Source organism: Rhizobium sp. YAF28, assembly GCF_052113285.1.
Lineage (GTDB): Bacteria > Pseudomonadota > Alphaproteobacteria > Rhizobiales > Rhizobiaceae > Rhizobium.
The window spans coordinates 153,215-170,366 of record NZ_JBFRCX010000001.1 but is presented as its reverse complement, the minus strand read 5'-3'; the positions used below and the strand labels follow the sequence as shown (position 1 = coordinate 170,366).

The window sequence follows — 17,152 nt, the reverse complement described above, 5'->3', positions numbered from 1 at the left end:
ATCCTCGCAGGCTTTACGCCGCGAGCTGCGGTTTGAACGCCACGTCCACATAGTAGTTTGTGCTGTTGTAACTGCTCGTCGGGAACAGCCCGCCCGATCCGTAGGCATAGACGCCGTTATTGCCGGCAAGCGCCTTCAGGTCGCCGTTCGTCACCTCGCTGCCGAAGTAATTGCCTGTTGCCGAGTAGTTTCCGTTGGTCGAGTAGGAAACGACGTAGGTCGTATCCGCCTGGATCGCGACCTGCTGGGTAAGCTGCGCGGTCTGCCAGCCGCTGGCCGTCTCGTTGTTGAAGGTGACGCTGCCGAGCAGAGTGCCCGAAGCCGTCCACAGATAGCCGTTGTGCGGGCCTGTATTGTCGGCCCCCTTGTAGAAGCGGATGCCGGTGATCCAGCCTGCCGTATCGGCCTGGAATTTCATGCCGAGATTGACCGGCTGGTTGTCGTTGACAGAGATGACCGAGGGCGTCGCGTTGGCGGCAAAGAGGTTCTGCTCCGGTCCTGCAGCCGGGTTGTTGACAGCGAGCGAAACTTCAGCTGATGCCGTGCCGCCCTGCCCGTCGGCAATGGCATAGCTGAAGCTCGCCGGCCCCGAATATCCCGCCGTCGGCGTGAAAGTGACGGTCTGCGCCTGGCTGTCGAAGGAAACCGTGCCGTTGACCGCACCGCTGACCCCGGTGATCGAGATCGTATTGCCATCGGCATCGCTGTCATTGGCAGTGAGTGCCGATGCCTGGATGGTAACAGGCGTGCCTGTGTTTGTCGTAAAGCCGCTGTCATTGGCGGCGACCGGAGCCGTATTCTGCGCGCCCTGCTTATAGGGCACGTCGACCCAGTAATTGCTGGCATTGTAGGAAGAGGTCGGGAACAGGCTGCCCGTGCCATAGGCATAGACGCCGTTGCCGCCGCTGACCGTGCTTGCCGGCGCCGTCAGCGCACCGCTCGTATAGTCTGTCGTGAAGTAGTTCGCGGTTGCCGAATAGAAGCCGTTGGAATGATAGCTCGCCACATAAGTCGTGCCGGCGGTGATATTGATCGGCTGCGTGAAGGAAACCGTCTGCCAGCCGCTCGCCGTCTCGTTGATGAAGGTTGCCTGCCCAAGGAGTTGGCCGCTCGCCGTCCAGAGCGAGCCGACATGCGTGCCGGTATCCTGGGCGCTCTTGTAATAGGTAAGCCCGGTGATCTGGCCATTGGCGGAAGCGATGAACTTGACGCCGAGCTCGACCGAGTTGGCGTCATTGGCGGCGGTAACACCCGACGTGTCGGCGCTGGTGAACAGGCTTGATGTCGTGCCGCCGCCGGGCTGTGAATTGACCGTCAGGCTGACGGTTGCCGACGACGTGCCGCCATGCCCGTCCGCAATCGAATAGGTGAAGCTTGCGACACCCGTATAGCCCGTAACAGGTGTGAAGATGACGCTATTCGTCTGGCTATTGAACGTCACCGTTCCGTTGACCGCACCATTAGCGCCGGTGATGCTGAGCGGATCGCCATCGGCATCATGGTCGTTTGCAAGCAGGCTTGCTGCGGCAATCGAAAGCGCGGTGTTGGAATAGGTCGTATAGCCATTGTCATTGGCGGCGACCGGCGCCGTGTTGGTCGTCGACTGGTTGAAGACGACATCCACCCAGTAGTTCGACGACTGATAGCTGGACGTCGGGAATGTCGTGCCCGATCCGTAGGAATAGACGCCGTTGGCGCCTGCAAGGCCCGTGAGCGCGCCGTTGGTATGGGCCGAGTTGAAATAGCCCGATGTCGCCACATAGCTGCCGGTCGTGTGGTAGGAGGCGACATAGGTCGTGCCAGCCGTGATCTGCAGCGGGTTGGAGAATGCCGCGGTCTGCCAGCCGGAGGCCGATTCATCCGCAAAGCTGATCGTCGCAAGCAGAGTGCCGCTCGCCGACCAGATCGAGCCGGTATGCGGCCCGGTATCGCCGGCGGCCTTGTAGAACCGGATACCGGTGATTGTGCCGCTCACCGAGGCCGTGAATTTCATGCCGAGTTCGAGCGGCGAATTTTCCTGGATGCTGCCGCCCGTCGGCCCTTCATTGGCGGCAAACAGCGACTGGCCAGCAGGACCCGGATCGACGGTGAGGCTGACATTGGCCTGGTCCGTGCCGCCGCGTCCATCCGACAGCGTATAGCTGAAGCTTGCCGGACCGGAATAATTGGCAGCCGGCGTGAAGATGATCGTGCCGTTCTGCTTGTTGAGGGTAACAGTGCCGTTGAGCGCATTGCCGACGGCGCTGATCGTCAGCGCATCGCCATTGGCATCCGTATCGTTTGCCAGAAGCGTGGCGATGGAGATCGTCAGCGTGCCGTTGCGCGAAATCGTCAGGCCGCTGTCGTCGCCGGCAACTGGCACGCTGTTGGGTCCGGCATCGAAGACCACGTCCACCCAATAGTTGGACCCGCCGGGGCTGAGGCCCGGGAATGTGCCGGCATTGTCGCTATAGGCGTAGACGCCGCCGCCATCGACGGCCTTCAGCGCGCCGCTGGCATAGGTGCTGCCGCTACCGAAATAATTGTCGGTGACGGAGTAGAAGCCGTTGCTGTGATAGGAGGCCACATAGGTCGTGCCGGCCGCAATCTGGATCGGCGAGGAGAACATCACCGTCTGCCAGCCGGAAAGCGATTCATTCGTCGATACGCCCGTTGCCAGCAGCGTCCCGTCGCTGGACCAGAGGCTGACGACATGCTCGCCGATATTGTAGAAGCCCTTGTAGAAGCGGATGCCCTGCACGGAGCCTGCGGTCGTTGCCTGGAAGCGCAGGCCGAGCTCGACCGGATCGCGATCGATCGCCACTTCCGTCGCCGGCTTTTCCGCAAGCGTCCACAGGCCCTGCGTGCCGGGCAGCGTGACGGTGACCTGCTTGCCGACCGATGGCGCCTCCAGATTGACGCTGTCATCGACGGCGCGTGACATGACGGTGTAAGTGCCGCTTGCCTGGACGACCCAGTTATAGCTCCAGCTCTCCCGGCCGGTGGCCTTGAACCAGTGCTGGCCGCCATCGGTGGAGACTTCCACGCCGGCAATGATGCCGCCGCCGAAATCCTGCGCCGTGCCCGTGATCGTCACGTGCTGGCCTTCGAGGAAGGAGGCACCCACGATCGGCGACGAGATCGACGACGTCGGCTTCAGCACATCGGTCGATTGTGTCGCAAGGATCAGGCTCGCATCGAGCGTGGTCGGCTGGATGCCCATGTCCGCGAACATGTTGACCATAGCCTGCTGCACGTTGCGGTCGGTCGAGGTTGTCGGCCCCTGGTGATTGTCGCTGAGGCCCCAGGACCAGAAGACGGTGCCGGCGCCGAAGACGAGCGCGCCGCTTGCGGCCCGGTACATGGTGAGGCTGTGGGTGGCGACGGCGGAACCGACCGTCGCGCCGTAATCGCGCAGATAGGTTTCCACCGAGATGGACGAGAGCGACAGGTTGACGAGACCATCCGGCCGGAAGCCGTTCTCGACATCGGAATCCCACTCGTAGCCGAGCAGGTTCTGCACCAGATTGTAGGTATCGCCTTCATTCAGCTGGGAAACATCGGTATTGCGCCAGAAGCGCAGGTTCGAATAGTCGTAGGGGATGGAGATCGTGTCCTGACGGTAGCTGTCCACCTGGAACATCGTGCCCGTCAGCGAATTTTCCGGCTCCTGCCCGGGATCGGCATAGCGCGGATCGCGCCAGGTGCCGGTGCCGACACCGCTCGGATCCGAGCTCGTGCCCCAAGTTTCCTTGTAGCAGACCATGGTGCGGTAGGCTTGGCCGCTGCCGTCGATGCTGCTCTCCCAGCGAACCTTCCAGTAGCACTCGTTGCCGCTCCAGAAGGCGAGGTTGACGCCGGAGTCGCGCGCTGCCTCGACATTGGCGCGCTGTTCGGCAGACCAGTATTCGTCATGGCCGACGGAGAGATAGGCATCGTGGTTGAGCAGCAGCGCGCCGTTGCGCGTCGCATCGACGCCCGAGATATAGGAAACGTCGTAGCCGTTCTGCTCCAGCCACGAGATGGCGGAGGATTCGACGCCGAAAATGTAATCGTGCGAACCGCCGATCGGGCTCGTATTGGTGATGATCGGCCTGTTATAGCTGACCGCCGAGGCGCGGCCGATCGCCTGCAGGCCGCAGCTGCAGTTTGGCGGCAGGTAGCCGATCATGTCGGCGGGATCGACCGGCACTTCGCCATAATAGAGGCTGGCGCCGCCCCAGGCATTATAGGCCTGCCATGTCGTGTCCGAGGTCTGGAAGACGATATTGCTGGTCGAGGCATCGTCGCGCACGACGAACGGGATGATGCTTGCATCCTCGGTACCGTCCTCGCGCACCAGCTTGGCGAAATAAACGCCCGAGACGGCATCGCCAGGGATCTGCCAGCTGGCCGATACCGACCAGTTGCCGCAATCGATGAGACCGAGCGACATGTCGACGATCGGGTGCGGCTGGATCTGCGCCGTGGTCAGCGATTTCTCGATCGAGTCCACCTTGCGCGCGCCGGCCCCGCCATAATAGCCCATGCGATAGATATCGATGCGGTAATGGGTGGAATCCGTGGCGATCTTGAAATCGACCGTCTGGCCGATATTGGTGCTGATTTCGGTGGCAAAGCCCTGGATGCTGCCGTTGCCATCACCCTCCAGACCCCATTCGCTGATGGGGTTGCCCTGCTTCATGTTCTCGAGCGCGATCTTGTTGAGCGTCGGCGCCGCAGCAGCCGCAGCGGCCGGCGCTGCGAGCGCCACCGAGCCTACGGGGGTTTCGGCGGAAACGCTCTCGCTCGGCTGCACCGAGATGGAGGCTATCGAGGTCTGAAGGAGTAACGACGTAGTGCCGGAACCGGCGGCAGGATCGGTCGGAGACGTGGTAGGGCCTGCCGTGCCGGCATCACTGGTAATGCCCGTCAGCAGGGGCGCCGACGGCAGCGTCGCGGCTTCCTGGTACGGGTCCGGGCCGAGCACGGTCCGCTCTGTTGTCGTGGTCGTCGTCTGCAGCGCCGGGAGGATCGACGCCGTCTTGGTGGACGTATCCTGCGTGCCGCCGTCGCCCGAAGGCGCTGATATCGCCGTCGGCGGTATCGAGGCAGTCTGCACGCTGCCCGATGAGACCAGCGCGGCAGGCTGCATGATATTCCCGATAAAGGAAGACGGACTTGCGAAGGAGGACGGGACGGCGGCGCCGTCGGGAGTGGCGAAGCTGCGCTGACTGGCAAAGCTTAGGGAACCATCGGTACTCGCTGATGACACAACCGTCGCGGTTCCCAGCACTGCGCTCCAGGCTGAGGGTGCACGACAGATACTCAACGCTCCACCAAATGTACTCAGATACTCAAGGTTACTAACGCGAATTCTCCGCATAAGCGGCATCCCCCTTCCCGTCCACCCGCCTCCTGGACCTGCCCCTCAACCGGCCCCATGAAGCAGCATTTCAAGATATGCATTCTGGCAGCTTTCGCATGGGAACGAACGACAGCAATCAGGGGTATGCGGGTGGTGCCCCCTACGCCCATATGATGACCCCTCGGCATGGCGGGTTGGCATGGCAGCAGGTTTGCCTGTGAAGGTTGAGAGGAGGTACAGGTTCGGGAGGGCTGTTGCGCGGAATCGCTCGGGAACCGCATGCCCGTAGGCCCAGCGTGCCCCTGTGGCCGCCGCTACCGGCTCGCCCTTCCAGGGCCGCCGCCGACGCCATCGTCGCCCGGCCTTCCCCGGCGCCGGGCACCCTGCCCGCCAGCGCAAAGCGCCTCAGCGACAGGACGGGCTTTTCGATGACGTGCCAGGAGACTGCGGCGACAGGCGCGCGCCTAGCCTCAGGCCGGAACGTAGGTCAGCCTGATCACGTCCTCGTCGATACGATCGCTGGCCACCAGGCGAAGCCGCGGCCGGGGCGCTGTGAAGAATGGCGTGCCGTGGCCGAGCACGACGGGATGGAAGTAGAGCTGATATTCATCGATGAGACCAAGCTCCGTCAGGCTACGCGCCAGGTCCGATCCGCCAACGCCGATCTCCCCGGTAAGCGTGTCCTTCAGCCCGCGTATGACAGTTTCGAGGTCGCCCTCGACAAGCGTGGCATTGGGGCCGACCGATGTCAGCGAGCGCGATACAACCCACTTCTGCTGGCCCCGCCACGCCGCCGCGAACTCGCCTCCCGCCGGCTCCCAGTCCGCATGATCTTCGTCCCAATAGCGCATGAGTTCGTACATGCGGCGACCGTAGACGATGGCGGCCGCGCCGCGCACGCTCTCGATGAAGTGACGGAAGAGCACGGGACCGGGCATGAATGCGTCATGGTCTATGTAACCGTCCAGTGACACGTTCAATCCGAATACAAGCTTGGCCATTTCCTCTTCCTCCTCCTGAGCACCGCGCGCGTGCTTCTGGTTGCATCATGCATTCAGGGGGAGGATAGCTCGACCGGTTTTAATTCGCAATCAGTTTTGGAATGCGCATGGGCCGGCAACCACTTGTCGACGCCCACCATTGGCAGCAAGAGGTGTTCGAGCAACTGACGAATGACTGGAAGGCCGAGGAGCGCACTGTCTTTCACCATGCAATGCTTCGACTGCTGAAGCGCTCGCATGAACAGGAAGAGTAGAGTATTTCGGTGGCCGCAGAAAAACGGACTTGCCCTAGGTATCGGCAAGCCTGAGTTCGATCAGCTCACGCGCCAGCTCGTAGGTTCCATCCTCGTCGTCGCCGGAGGCTTCGTCGATCATCTCGGCGGCGGTGCGATAGACTTCCCGCTCTTCTTCGGGAGAAAGCAGGCCCTTATTGCCAAGCACGGAGATGAGCGAGTTCAGAACGGCAGCGGCCGATAGTGTCATTGCCTCGGATGTGAGACGCGTGGACTCTGAAGACATTTTTATTCCTCGATCGATAGAACAACGCTAAACAATACGTTGGGCCTTCAACAAGTTCCAAGTCGAGGTTACAGGTCCGGCCCACCCGCAGATCCGGTTGATATTATCGCGACAATAATGCCCGCACCACCCCTGATGATTGCAAGAATTGGGCTAAGCCGTTTTGGTAGATTTTATCTTGAGGATGCCATCATTCGGGCTATCCTGCCGGGGAGTTTCACTGGTATGCAACTTGACCTGCGCGGGAATGGCACAGTAGCTGATAGTGGATTTCAACCACCCTTGAATCAATCTCAACGGAGTTGCGGGATTGAGCCGGAAGCCAGTTCTGTAAGATCGAGTATCCACTTCACGATCCCGAAACCAATCCGCCTAAAAATGCCAGGGACCACGCTGGTAACGTCTGACGATAGATCGTCAACCATACGAGCGCCGCCTCTTCGCAGCCTTTGCTTCGGCGTGGGCGGCCCTCCTCCCCACCCTCATCCCTGTGCTTGTCACAGGGATCCAGCCTGCCCAAGTCATTGGGCAGAAAAGACTTTTTCTCTTATCGCATAAGATGAGTCATTCACCGCGCAGACGCGCGGTGGCTGGATTCCTGTGACAAGCACAGGAATGAGGGAGGTTGGCGTGCCGGTCCCCATCGAGAGGCCGGGCTAATCCACCCCTCATCCTCCACCCTGACCACCCGCCTGCCCGCTATCCAGCCCCCGCGCAAACGCCTCGAACCGCTTGTCATACGCCCCGAACGCCCCCTCCCCATCAAAAATCCCCCAATATTTCCGGAACGACGGCTTCTCGATCTGCCTTCTCAGAAACATCTCCCAGCCGGGCCAGAAATGCTCTGTTATTTCAGGCGTCTTGTGCCGTTCCAGATAGGCGCGCTCGAAGATCGAGATCATCATCTCGTAGAAAATGTCGCGCCTGACGAGGTCGTCGGGTGAGAGGTCGGCGGGTTCTTCCTGCCAGGGGAAGATGCCGAGGTGGGGATGTTCGACGGAGAGTTCGAGCAGCCGGTGATAGGCATCGCTGATCGTCAGATAGGAGCTGTTGAACTCCTGCTCCTTCTCCTTCACATGGGCACGGCGCGCCTTGATGAGCTCGACGACGCCGGCGACGATCGCGACGAAGGTGCCGACGGCCGTCAGTAGCGAAATGAGATCGGCATATTCGATCAGCGCGTCGTGCATGGGCACAGGCTACATCTTCGCCTTGGCAGGTCAATCGCTGCGTCGGGCAGTGACGCAACCGCCATCAATTAAAAGATGCTCAAATCAAGTAATCTAATACTCATGAATCAAACATTCTCATCTTCATATCTTCGCACGCACCATCGAGGCCGGGGAATAATGCACCAGAGGATATTCCCATAAGACGAAGATCGTCCAAGACGACTTTGCGCTCTGAGTATGGCAGGTCAAAAGCTCGCAAATATTTCTTTTTCCGAAGCCGCTCAAGACTCTCCACATAACCCTCAACGTCATCCACAGTCGCGATTCCGGAAAGCGCTTGCTGAGGAAGTGCACGTGGATTCTCAAGTGCCAGTGGCTCCATCAAAGATAGATGAGGCCTTATATTTTCCACCGACTGGAATTGCCTGAAATCCGCTTTCCATGCCCTTGCGTCGAACACGAAAATACGAACTTTTCGCTTTGGTTCGGGATCAGCAACTTTTTGGCGGAAAGCAAAATAGGCAGCAACGTAAGGCGAATGAGACCAATCCAGCAACGGGGTTGGGTATCCATGGTGTTGCGCAATGTGCCAGAACGACCCATTCTCATTCGGGTTAGACAGATTGAAAAAGTGCTTTGTATTCGCCGAAAGGACCCTGTGTAGTCTTGGAATGTCGTCGTTTACGTACCACCACAAAATCTTTCTGTTCGTCCTATGAAACGCGCTTCTCAATCTCTTTTGTACGGGCTGACCTCGGTAAATATATTGGTTGCTTTCGGCTCTTGCCACGTATGCTTTAAATTTCTTCCAGGAATTTACATTCCTGTCTGCAACAATATTACTCTTCTTACCGGAGTTCGACGGAGTAAATACATGGGTGTGAGAAAAAATACCTGCTTGCAGCTGAGTTGAAATTGTGACCTTCAGTCCCTTTCGCGTGATTTGAAGTTTGAGACGGGCCTTTAACGGAAATTCGCCGTCTGGAAATGCTTTCTTCAAATCTTCGATTGGAATTAAAGCGCTTCCCTCTTCCGCCTCATATCGCAGGTCGACACTAAGATCCTGGTTTGGTGATTTATCTAGCGTAACAAAGTTGCACACCGTCAGCCAACTGTAGTGGCCGAAGAGATGCCCGCGCCCCCTATAATATGATCCGCAATCATCAATCTCAATATTTACATAAGTTTCCTCGTCTACTTGGCCATGCCATTGCCCGTGCATATGCGCCTACCCGTTGAAGTCCTAAATGTTGCATAGCTCAAGCAATTGATTCATGCGATGCAACTTTTACAATAACTATATTGGTTAGGTGCAATTCCACAACTTCGGCGTTGTCGATCAGATAGAGAAGCGCAGATCTAAAACGAGAGTTCGAGCAGCCGGTGATAGGCCACGATCGCGACGAAGGTGCCGACAGCCGTCAGCAGCGAAATGAGATCGGCATATTCAATCAGCGCGTTGTGCATGGGCACAGGCTACATCTTCGCCTTGGCAGGTCAATCGCCGCCTGTTACCCGGACTGACACACACTCTCCCTGCCCATGCCCGCCGGTCGTTCCGCTTGCGGGGGCGCAGGAATGGATCAAACGCGATCCAGAAACGCGAGCACTCGCTTGGTGAGCAACGCGGTTGCATCCGCGTCATAGGATGGGAGCGAGCTGTCGGCGAAATAGTGCTGGTCGCCGGGATACAGGAAAAGCTCCGCGTCCTCGACCTTCGCCACGATCTCGCGGGCGGCATCGATATCGCCCTCGCCGACGAAGACCGGGTCCTTGTCCATACCGTGAATCTGCACCGGGACGCCGTCCGGCCAGGGCCCGAAGGCCCATGTGCCACTGATTGGCAGGCAGGAATAGAAAAGCAGGGCTCCGCGGGCTCCTGGCCGTGTCTGCGCGAGCTTCTGCGCCGGCAGCACGCCGAACGAGAACCCGGCATAGACGATCCCGGCAGGCAGTTTGTCGGCAAAGCGGACGCCGCGCTCCCGCATGTCGTCGAATCCGGTCTCACCAATATAGGCGAGACCCTGTTCGATGCTCTGGAACGTGCGTCCGTCGAAGAGGTCAGGCGCGTGCACGATGTGACCGGCGGCCCTGATGTCGTCGGCGAAGGCGCGCACGCCCGGGGTCAACCCCTGTGCGTGGTGGAACAACAAGACCTCGGCCATAGGGAGCCTCCGGGTGAGATGGTCTGACACACGTCCGGCCACTTTACAGAGTCATCGCTTCGCCGGGAAGAGTGCGGACGCGTTACGGAAGGAACGTCGGCCGGCAAGATCGAGGCTTGGCGCCTCATCCCTGCCCGAGCTTGCCGGTGAAGAAATCGACCAGCCCATAGGGCGCCCGGTCGCCGACGCAGAGATCCAGGATAAAGCGGGCGCCTTCCGCCTCCGTTGCACTGCGGGTAAACATTGGCTCTTCATAGGCGGCGAGTGCTGCTTCGATATTGTCGGGCTGCGCGGCGATTGCCTTTGCGAGCTCCGCGCCGTCGAACATGGCAAGGTTTGCGCCCTCGCCCGATGGCGCCATCAGGTGGGCGGCGTCGCCGATGAGCGTCACGCCGGGTAGACGCGGCCACCGGTGCGCATCCGGCAGCGCATGGATCAGGCGCGGGGCGAGCGCCGTATCGCTTTCGGTGATCAGTGCAGTGAGCGCCGGCGCCCAGCCTGCAAATTCCGTGGCGATCCTGGCCTTTGCCGCAGCGGCATCGGAAAAGTCGATGCCGGCGATCCACTCGGGCGAGCGGTTAATCTGGATATAGGCGTGCAGCACGCCGCCCGCCTCGCGATGGGCGACGATGCCCTTGCCCGGCGAAAGCGCAAACATCGCGCCGTTGCCGACCACTTCTGCCGCAGCCGTGTGGCGGACATCGGCATCATGGAGATAGGTTTCGATGAAGGCCGTGCCGACATAGGCGGGCTTGGCATTCGAAAGCAGCGGCCGCACCTTCGACCACGCACCATCTGCCCCGACAAGCAGATCGCTGACGACGCTGGTCCCGTCGGCAAAGCTCAGTTCGTGCCGGCCGGCGCCGAGTGCCGCAACGCCGGTGAGTTTCTTGCCCCACTGGATCGTGCCCGCAGGCAGGGAGCTTATGAGGATGCGGCGCAGATCGCCGCGCAACACCTCCGGGCGCGAGAGCGCGCCGTCATCGGCCTTCTCCAGCAGCACCGCGCCATGCTGGTCAAGCGCGCGTGCGGCCTGGGCGCCGTGATGGATGATGGCGCGGAACGCCTCGGTGAGGCCGGCATCCTCCAGCGCCCGCTGGCCGTTATGCGGGTGAATATCAAGCTGGCCACCCTGTGTGCGGGCCTCGGCCGAAGGCTCCGCCTCGTAGATCGTGGCCCCTATGCCGTTGACGGCGAGGACGCGGGCAAGCGTGAGGCCGCCGAGGCCTGCCCCGACGATCGCGACTGTTGCAGTCATTACATTCCCTTCCGAAGATGATTGGAACGGTGTTCCATAGATAGTAATTGGAACGTCGTTCCATTCATGTCAAGATGCGCCCATGAAAATCAGGAATCAGCAAATCAAGACTCGGCGGACCAGAACCCGCCCAAACAGGACCCAACGCAGCGAGCGGCGCACCGACGCCCTCTCAAAGGAAAGGATCGTCGAAGCGGCGATCGATATCCTCGATGCCGAGGGCGAAAATGCCCTGACCTTCCGCGCCCTCGCAGCACGTCTCTCGACGGGCAGCGGAGCGATCTACTGGCATGTCGCCGACAAGAACGAATTGCTGACCGCCGCCACCGACGCCATCATCGGCCGCGTCCTGACCGATGTCGCGCAAGATGCCGAACCGGGCCAGGCGATCCGCACCTTTGCCCTCGGCCTGTTTGACGCCATCGACGCCCACCCCTGGGTCGGCACCCATCTTTTTCGCGAGCCGTGGCAGGCGGCGATGCTGGAGATCTTCGAAGCCATCGGCGGAAGGCTGCAGGCGCTCGGCGTTCCCGAAGAGGCGCTGTTTAATGCCGGGTCGGCGCTCGTCAATTACATCCTCGGCGTTGCCGGACAGAATGCCGCCAATGCCCGCCTGCTGCCGCAGGGCACGGACAGGACGGCCGCCCTCGGCGCAATCGCCGCAAGCTGGACCGAGCTAGACCCGGCGCGATATCCCTTCGTGCATCATCTGGCGACGAAGCTCAGCGACCATGACGACCGCGAGCAATTCCTCGCCGGCATCGACCTGATCATCGCCGGTATCGGCACGATCGGGCGAACAGATCGAGGGAGCTGAGACCGCGGAACGGGCGGCTCTCGCCCTATCGAGGTCTCAGCCAGGGCCTTATGAATGGATTGTGGGCGGCAAGTTCGGATAAACAAGCGATCACGAATGACTGAATGCCGGCATTAGGGAGCTTTCATGCATAACAGCCGGTGGCGTCTGTTCCTTCTTGCGATCATCATCCTGCTTCCGGGTTCCGGCTTCAGCAAGGAAGCGCTGACATTTGAGCAGGCACTGGATAAATATACGGGGAGCGACGGCAAAGGGCTCTACAGATGCGCCACAACCGCCAGGATCGTCGGAACGAATACGGACGAATGCCGGATGGTCTTCTTCTGGATCCGCACTGCTGCCGGGTACTCAACTCCGCCCTTGGGCAAGATCGATGATGCCGCCGCATGGGCGATCATCGAAGACGTGCTAAGGGGAAAAAAGCCGACCCGCTTTATACCGCTCGGGCGCGAGAAGAGCTTGAGGGACATATCATCCGCGGTCGCAAGCATTCTCGACAACGGCCATCCCGACTTCTATATGATCAATTGCCTGTCGGCACTGGAATACCAAGGTGTCGAAGACAGTCTCAGCTGCAATTATGCCTATGCCAAAGTTCTGTTGCTCTTATCCTACGTTGCCGATCTCGGTGATTATAAGGTCAGCAGGGTAGAGTTCCCCTATGTCCTGCAGCAAAGCCTGGAACAGGCCTATTCGCGATCAAAAACCCCGCAGCCATGAACCGCATCACGCTACAGCGATGCTCATTCACTCCACGATCCCCGAGGCGCGCAGCACCGAAGACAGCATCGACCGTGCCCGGTCGCCCGCAGCCGCCAGCCAGGCTCCCGCCGCGGCAGGACCGGGCTTCTGTTTGGCCGCCTCGCCTGCGCAAGACCTGAGGTCGCCGGCCAGGCGGGACATCGCTGAAGGTGGGCCTGTTCCGTCGCTCTGCGCCTTTTTGGGCGCGCCGCAGGGAACGAGATAGCCCTGCTCCGGATCGACCGCGTTCAGAAGGAAAAGGTAGGCGAGCGCGGGAGACATGCTACGGTCGGGGAAATAGGAGGCAAAGAGCGCCGTTGCCGTCGAGCGGTGGGAAAAGATCTGGTAGACGCGCGTCTGCACGAATTGCACCAACGCCGGATCGCTTATGTTGACCAGCAGGGCATAGGGCTCATAGGTCAGATATTCGGCGCCGGTCGGCTGCTCCACGACGCATGGCGCATTCCTGGCGTTCCAGCTGCCGAGCTTGCCGAGGATAAGCTCCCGATCGCCCATGAAGATCGGCCGCACTCCGGGGTTCGGCGTGCAGAACCACTGGATGAGCTGCCCATAATCCTCCATGGGGCAGAAATGATATTCACGCCAGGACTTCTTGTCCTTGTCCTCCTCCCTGACCGCCTTCTTTTCAGCAGGCTTGGATGACGGACACAGGGGATCGGTAACGGCGGTTTCCAGCTTGGTCGGATCGGCCTTCAGCGCCTGTACCGCATCACACATGGCGGTCGGCAGGTCTGCCTGCTCGCCCTCCTTCTTCGGCACGGGGGGACAGACCTTCTCCATCGTATCCAATAAATTCCGCGCCATCTCCTGGGACGGCAGGGGGAGAAACGTTGCGGCCTCTGCCGTCGACTGGATGCGGAGGCTCGCGAGAAGCCTGGCGCTCTGCAGCGCTTTCTCGAGCGACGCCTCGGCGGAAGCACGCAGCCCAGGATTATCCGGAAGCATCTCGATCTTGCGCTTCACCGCAGCCGCCGCGTCGAGAAAACGGCATCGCTCATAGATCGCCTTTCGCTGGGTCGGCGCAAGCGCCTTGAAAAGGTCGACCTGGCAGCTCTTCAAGGCGACATCGGCGGCGGTCGTCGCCGAGACATAACCGATCGCGACATCGCCGCCGCGCGTCGTCGCATCCCGCGAGGAACGGTCGAGATAGGAGACGCCGGACGCAAAGACGATCGGCGAATAGATGCTGTTCCAGTTGCGCTCGGACCGACCCTCCACGCCGCCCGCATCGCCATTGGCGCTGAGTGACGACCCCGCAAAGCGCATCGTCACCGTATCGCAGAGAACCTCGACGGGTTTCTTGTCCCCGACCGCCTCCCCGTTCACCAGCTTGAAGCGCTCTGCGGCCGTGACCGACACTTCCTCGATCGTATATTCTCCGCCCGAAAATATCTCGTGGCACAGGTCCGCCAGGTAGCCGATATGATGCGGCTTTCCGTGCCCGTCGTCGACGAGATAGGAAAACGGCTCGACATCGTCGCGGAAGCCGACACGGACCTCCCTGGCGAAGACAGGCGTGCTGAGCGCAAAACTGGCCACCATTAGGACGGCGCAGGCGAGCTCCACCCTCCTCCGGTAGATCTGCCGGCGCGTCCGGCTGAAGCCGGGCTGTCCCAGATTCCAGCTCGCCAGGAAGGCCAGAACCGTCAGGATCACACGGCTGAGTGTGTCCGACCGCCGGCTGCATTCGGCGGTCGCAATCGTCGTCATCTTGAAACACGCGTCCGGCCAGCGCGGATCCCAGAACCAGCTGTGGGCGATGGACAGCACCAGCACCGAGGCAGCGCAGAGCAAGGCAAGGCCAAGCACAGGCCTGTCATGAGCCCGCGCATCGGCTGCCGCCAGGCATATCGGCACCATGGGAAGAACGGTGACGGCAAGTGTGGGATAATAGAGAATGAAGGGGCTCGATCCGCCGACCAGCAGGGCATTGAAATAATTCGCATTCTGGGCGACCGCGAAGGCGCGCAGCATCGCAACGCCGGTCAATCCGATTGCCGATGCGGCGAGCGCAAGCGCAAGACAGCCCATTATCTGCGACAGGCGCGAGGAGCTTCTATATTCCCGATCCTGCTGGGCGCCCACCCAATCCTTCGTATCCCACCGGTATTGACGCAGCGAAAATGCCGCCAGAAGCGGTAGCCAGGTGAGCGACGCGATCTTCAGTGTTTCAAGAAGCGCGGTCAGCAGCACGCCGGTCAGATTCGTCGTTTCGACATATTGGCCGACAAGCTCCTGCACGCCCTGCCAGGCGCTGGCGGCAAACAGGATGAAGACCGGAATGAGCGAGAGCAGAAGCCCCGCCTCCGGACCGCTGCCAACGGCATCCGGCCGGTCCGTTTCCAGCAGTAGATCGGCAAGCGCATCGATCGCGTGAGCCTGGCCGGGCTCGGGCGCCTTGTCAGGCCCGCGAAAATCCGGATCGCGCTCGAGGAAGATCGCAAGCAGCGTCACCAGTTCGAAACGAACGTCGGTCGCCTGCTTCATGGTCTGCGACAGGTAATCGTCAAACCGGGTTTCAATGGCATGACGATCAGGATTGGCGGGATCGGCGGCCGTGGGATCCGCGACTTCCTGCAACCTGCTCTGAAAGCCGTTCAGCAACGTATCCGCCCGATCAACGAACTTGTTTTCCGCCTCCCGCACGCGGGCTGAAACTTCCGCGCCCGGCCAACTGCCGCGGGTAGTCTTCGCCCAGGCGATCAACAGTTCCAGTTCTGACAGGAGGCCAAACAGCTCCCTCTTTCGGGAGGTCCGGTTTTCCAGGAGCCGCTTGACGCGCGGATTTGCTTCAATCTGGGCCTTCCAGTTCCTGCGGTGGCGCTGCAGCATCTCGGCAAGCGCGCCCTTGCACTTGTTGCGCCCATGTTCCTCGACCTCGCCGACGGGGTGGGCCGGCGGTTCCTCCAGCGTGGTGATGAGGCTGCGCGTGGTCTGCTCGATCCGCACCGGGATGCCGGCCGCCCGGTAGGCGCGGTTGCGCAGCCACTCCTCGGCAATGCGTACCGGCGGCAGCAGATCCGCCAGCCCCGCGAAGGCGAAGGCAAGGGTCAGCGGCCATTGCGGGCTGTCGAATTTCAGTTCGGCAATATCGACGGAGATGCCGGCAACGGGGATCATCTGCGTTGCCTGGAAGATCAGCTTGCCGAAAAAGGTGAGCGACACATAGAGGATGAGCATCGCGCCGGCATAGATGAAATAGGCCCTGTGCAGCGAATTCTGGCCGCCGAGATCAGTGGGATCGAAATCGCGCAGCGCTTCCGATGTGGCGTTGATGTTCCTCCCCTTGGCCTTGAACCGCGGCCAGGAGAAGAAGACAACGAACAGGCAGCCGAAGGCGAAGGCATACAGGAAAGACGGATCGAACCTGACGCCCATCATGGGAAGCTGCGGCATGTCGCTGAGGCTCAGCCCTTGGTACTTCCACAGCGACCACGGGATATCCGCCGGCCAAGGATTATCCATCCGCCCCTCCAGAAATCGTGGCGTTCGCAGGTTCTCAAGCGGAACCAGTCAGTGCCGGTGGATCCGGATTTCCTTGTTAGCAGCGGCTCACGTCGGGGTCGCACGGGCCCGCCACCGCAGCCGGCGGAACGACTGCCATGATCGATACGCTGAGGCCTATGGCGATGAGCAGAACGAAGATACGCATGTTACCCTCCCTAACTCACTTTATAGTAGCATATTTGAAATAACGGGGAAAGAGCGCCTGCTGTAAGCGACAGTCGAGCGCAAAGAAAGACGCTGTGAAATAAAGATTTACGACCTTGTTAGGTTGCTTTTTCACTTGGGTAGAATGCTATCTATCATTGAATTAGCAAATTCGTAACTATAGATATCTAGCAGTTCCGGCCTGGCCGGAGGGCGGATTCGGCGTCGCACAGAACCCCGGAAAGCGCCGCGACCAGCTCGCATTTCTCTTCTTTCCACCACTAACCAATTGATCCTGAAGAAGAATTTTGAAAAATGCGGCAAAAACGCCCAGAAATGCCGCTAAGTCATTGATCCTGAATAAGTGATCCACTTTCCTCCAAAAATACGCGTAAAGAGATTCAAATCAGGAGAGAGCTTCAAATGACGGAGAAAAATATAAAAGTTTTTTCGCTTTCCTGCGTCACTTATTCAGGATCAA

11 protein-coding genes are annotated in these 17,152 nt (G+C 60.3%); 3 read left to right on the top strand and 8 right to left on the bottom strand.

The genetic code is table 11. The annotated features are described in order from the left end of the window. Nucleotides 1–13: 13 nt before the first annotated feature. Nucleotides 14–5,353 (bottom strand): DUF4082 domain-containing protein, encoded by a 5,340-nt coding sequence (locus AB4Z13_RS00865; protein ID WP_442205502.1) that lies wholly within the window; start codon nucleotides 5,351–5,353, stop codon nucleotides 14–16. Between the two features lie 443 nt (nucleotides 5,354–5,796). Next, the gene (locus AB4Z13_RS00860; protein ID WP_442205501.1) at nucleotides 5,797–6,327 is read right to left on the bottom strand and encodes a dihydrofolate reductase family protein; all 531 of its coding nucleotides are present in this window, start codon (nucleotides 6,325–6,327) and stop codon (nucleotides 5,797–5,799) included. Nucleotides 6,328–6,434: 107 nt separating this feature from the next. Here AB4Z13_RS00860 and AB4Z13_RS00855 point away from each other — a divergent pair, with 107 nt between their 5' ends. Next, nucleotides 6,435–6,581 carry a hypothetical protein gene (locus AB4Z13_RS00855; RefSeq protein WP_442205500.1) on the top strand — a complete coding sequence of 49 codons (147 nt, stop codon included), beginning with the start codon at nucleotides 6,435–6,437 and terminating at the stop codon, nucleotides 6,579–6,581. A gap of 34 nt (nucleotides 6,582–6,615) precedes the next feature. Here the strand turns inward: AB4Z13_RS00855 and AB4Z13_RS00850 are convergent, their stop codons facing one another. The 5 genes from AB4Z13_RS00850 to AB4Z13_RS00830 all read right to left on the bottom strand — a co-directional run bounded on the left by AB4Z13_RS00850 (nucleotide 6,616) and on the right by AB4Z13_RS00830 (nucleotide 11,441). Next, the gene (locus AB4Z13_RS00850; RefSeq protein ID WP_113325709.1) at nucleotides 6,616–6,846 is read right to left on the bottom strand and encodes a hypothetical protein; all 231 of its coding nucleotides are present in this window, start codon (nucleotides 6,844–6,846) and stop codon (nucleotides 6,616–6,618) included. A 668-nt stretch (nucleotides 6,847–7,514) separates the two neighbouring features. Beyond that, nucleotides 7,515–8,036: a hypothetical protein gene (locus AB4Z13_RS00845; protein ID WP_442205895.1), complete on the bottom strand. Its 522-nt coding sequence runs from the start codon at nucleotides 8,034–8,036 to the stop codon at nucleotides 7,515–7,517. Nucleotides 8,037–8,136: 100 nt separating this feature from the next. Next, nucleotides 8,137–9,240, bottom strand: a complete 1,104-nt coding sequence (locus AB4Z13_RS00840; RefSeq protein ID WP_442205499.1) for an FRG domain-containing protein — start codon at nucleotides 9,238–9,240, stop codon at nucleotides 8,137–8,139. A 361-nt stretch (nucleotides 9,241–9,601) separates the two neighbouring features. Then, entirely contained in the window at nucleotides 9,602–10,183 is a 582-nt protein-coding gene (locus AB4Z13_RS00835; protein WP_442205498.1) for a dienelactone hydrolase family protein, read from the bottom strand. A 124-nt stretch (nucleotides 10,184–10,307) separates the two neighbouring features. After that, on the bottom strand, nucleotides 10,308–11,441 hold the full coding sequence (locus AB4Z13_RS00830; protein WP_442205497.1) for an FAD-dependent oxidoreductase: 1,134 nt from the start codon (nucleotides 11,439–11,441) through the stop codon (nucleotides 10,308–10,310). Nucleotides 11,442–11,523: 82 nt separating this feature from the next. On the opposite strand from AB4Z13_RS00830, the gene AB4Z13_RS00825 reads away from it, so the two are divergent. Both AB4Z13_RS00825 and AB4Z13_RS00820 read left to right on the top strand, forming a co-directional pair. Continuing rightward, the gene (locus AB4Z13_RS00825) at nucleotides 11,524–12,258 is read left to right on the top strand and encodes a TetR/AcrR family transcriptional regulator (protein WP_442205496.1); all 735 of its coding nucleotides are present in this window, start codon (nucleotides 11,524–11,526) and stop codon (nucleotides 12,256–12,258) included. Between the two features lie 126 nt (nucleotides 12,259–12,384). Continuing rightward, nucleotides 12,385–12,978, top strand: coding sequence for a hypothetical protein (locus AB4Z13_RS00820; protein WP_442205495.1), 594 nt, complete (start codon nucleotides 12,385–12,387; stop codon nucleotides 12,976–12,978). 27 nt (nucleotides 12,979–13,005) lie between these two features. On the opposite strand, the gene AB4Z13_RS00815 is transcribed toward AB4Z13_RS00820, so the two are convergent. Then, nucleotides 13,006–16,485: a hypothetical protein gene (locus AB4Z13_RS00815; RefSeq protein WP_442205494.1), complete on the bottom strand. Its 3,480-nt coding sequence runs from the start codon at nucleotides 16,483–16,485 to the stop codon at nucleotides 13,006–13,008. Nucleotides 16,486–17,152: the final 667 nt, after the last annotated feature.

Excerpts from the sequence above, each read along its gene's own strand:
- AB4Z13_RS00865 (WP_442205502.1), bottom strand. The coding sequence starts at position 5,353 with ATGCCGCTTATGCGGAGAATTCGCGTTAGTAACCTTGAGTATCTGAGT.
- AB4Z13_RS00860 (WP_442205501.1), bottom strand. The coding sequence starts at position 6,327 with ATGGCCAAGCTTGTATTCGGATTGAACGTGTCACTGGACGGTTACATA.
- AB4Z13_RS00855 (WP_442205500.1), top strand. The coding sequence starts at position 6,435 with ATGGGCCGGCAACCACTTGTCGACGCCCACCATTGGCAGCAAGAGGTG.
- AB4Z13_RS00850 (WP_113325709.1), bottom strand. The coding sequence starts at position 6,846 with ATGTCTTCAGAGTCCACGCGTCTCACATCCGAGGCAATGACACTATCG.
- AB4Z13_RS00845 (WP_442205895.1), bottom strand. The coding sequence starts at position 8,036 with ATGCACGACGCGCTGATCGAATATGCCGATCTCATTTCGCTACTGACG.
- AB4Z13_RS00840 (WP_442205499.1), bottom strand. The coding sequence starts at position 9,240 with ATGCACGGGCAATGGCATGGCCAAGTAGACGAGGAAACTTATGTAAAT.
- AB4Z13_RS00835 (WP_442205498.1), bottom strand. The coding sequence starts at position 10,183 with ATGGCCGAGGTCTTGTTGTTCCACCACGCACAGGGGTTGACCCCGGGC.
- AB4Z13_RS00830 (WP_442205497.1), bottom strand. The coding sequence starts at position 11,441 with ATGACTGCAACAGTCGCGATCGTCGGGGCAGGCCTCGGCGGCCTCACG.
- AB4Z13_RS00825 (WP_442205496.1), top strand. The coding sequence starts at position 11,524 with ATGAAAATCAGGAATCAGCAAATCAAGACTCGGCGGACCAGAACCCGC.
- AB4Z13_RS00820 (WP_442205495.1), top strand. The coding sequence starts at position 12,385 with ATGCATAACAGCCGGTGGCGTCTGTTCCTTCTTGCGATCATCATCCTG.
- AB4Z13_RS00815 (WP_442205494.1), bottom strand. The coding sequence starts at position 16,485 with ATGGATAATCCTTGGCCGGCGGATATCCCGTGGTCGCTGTGGAAGTAC.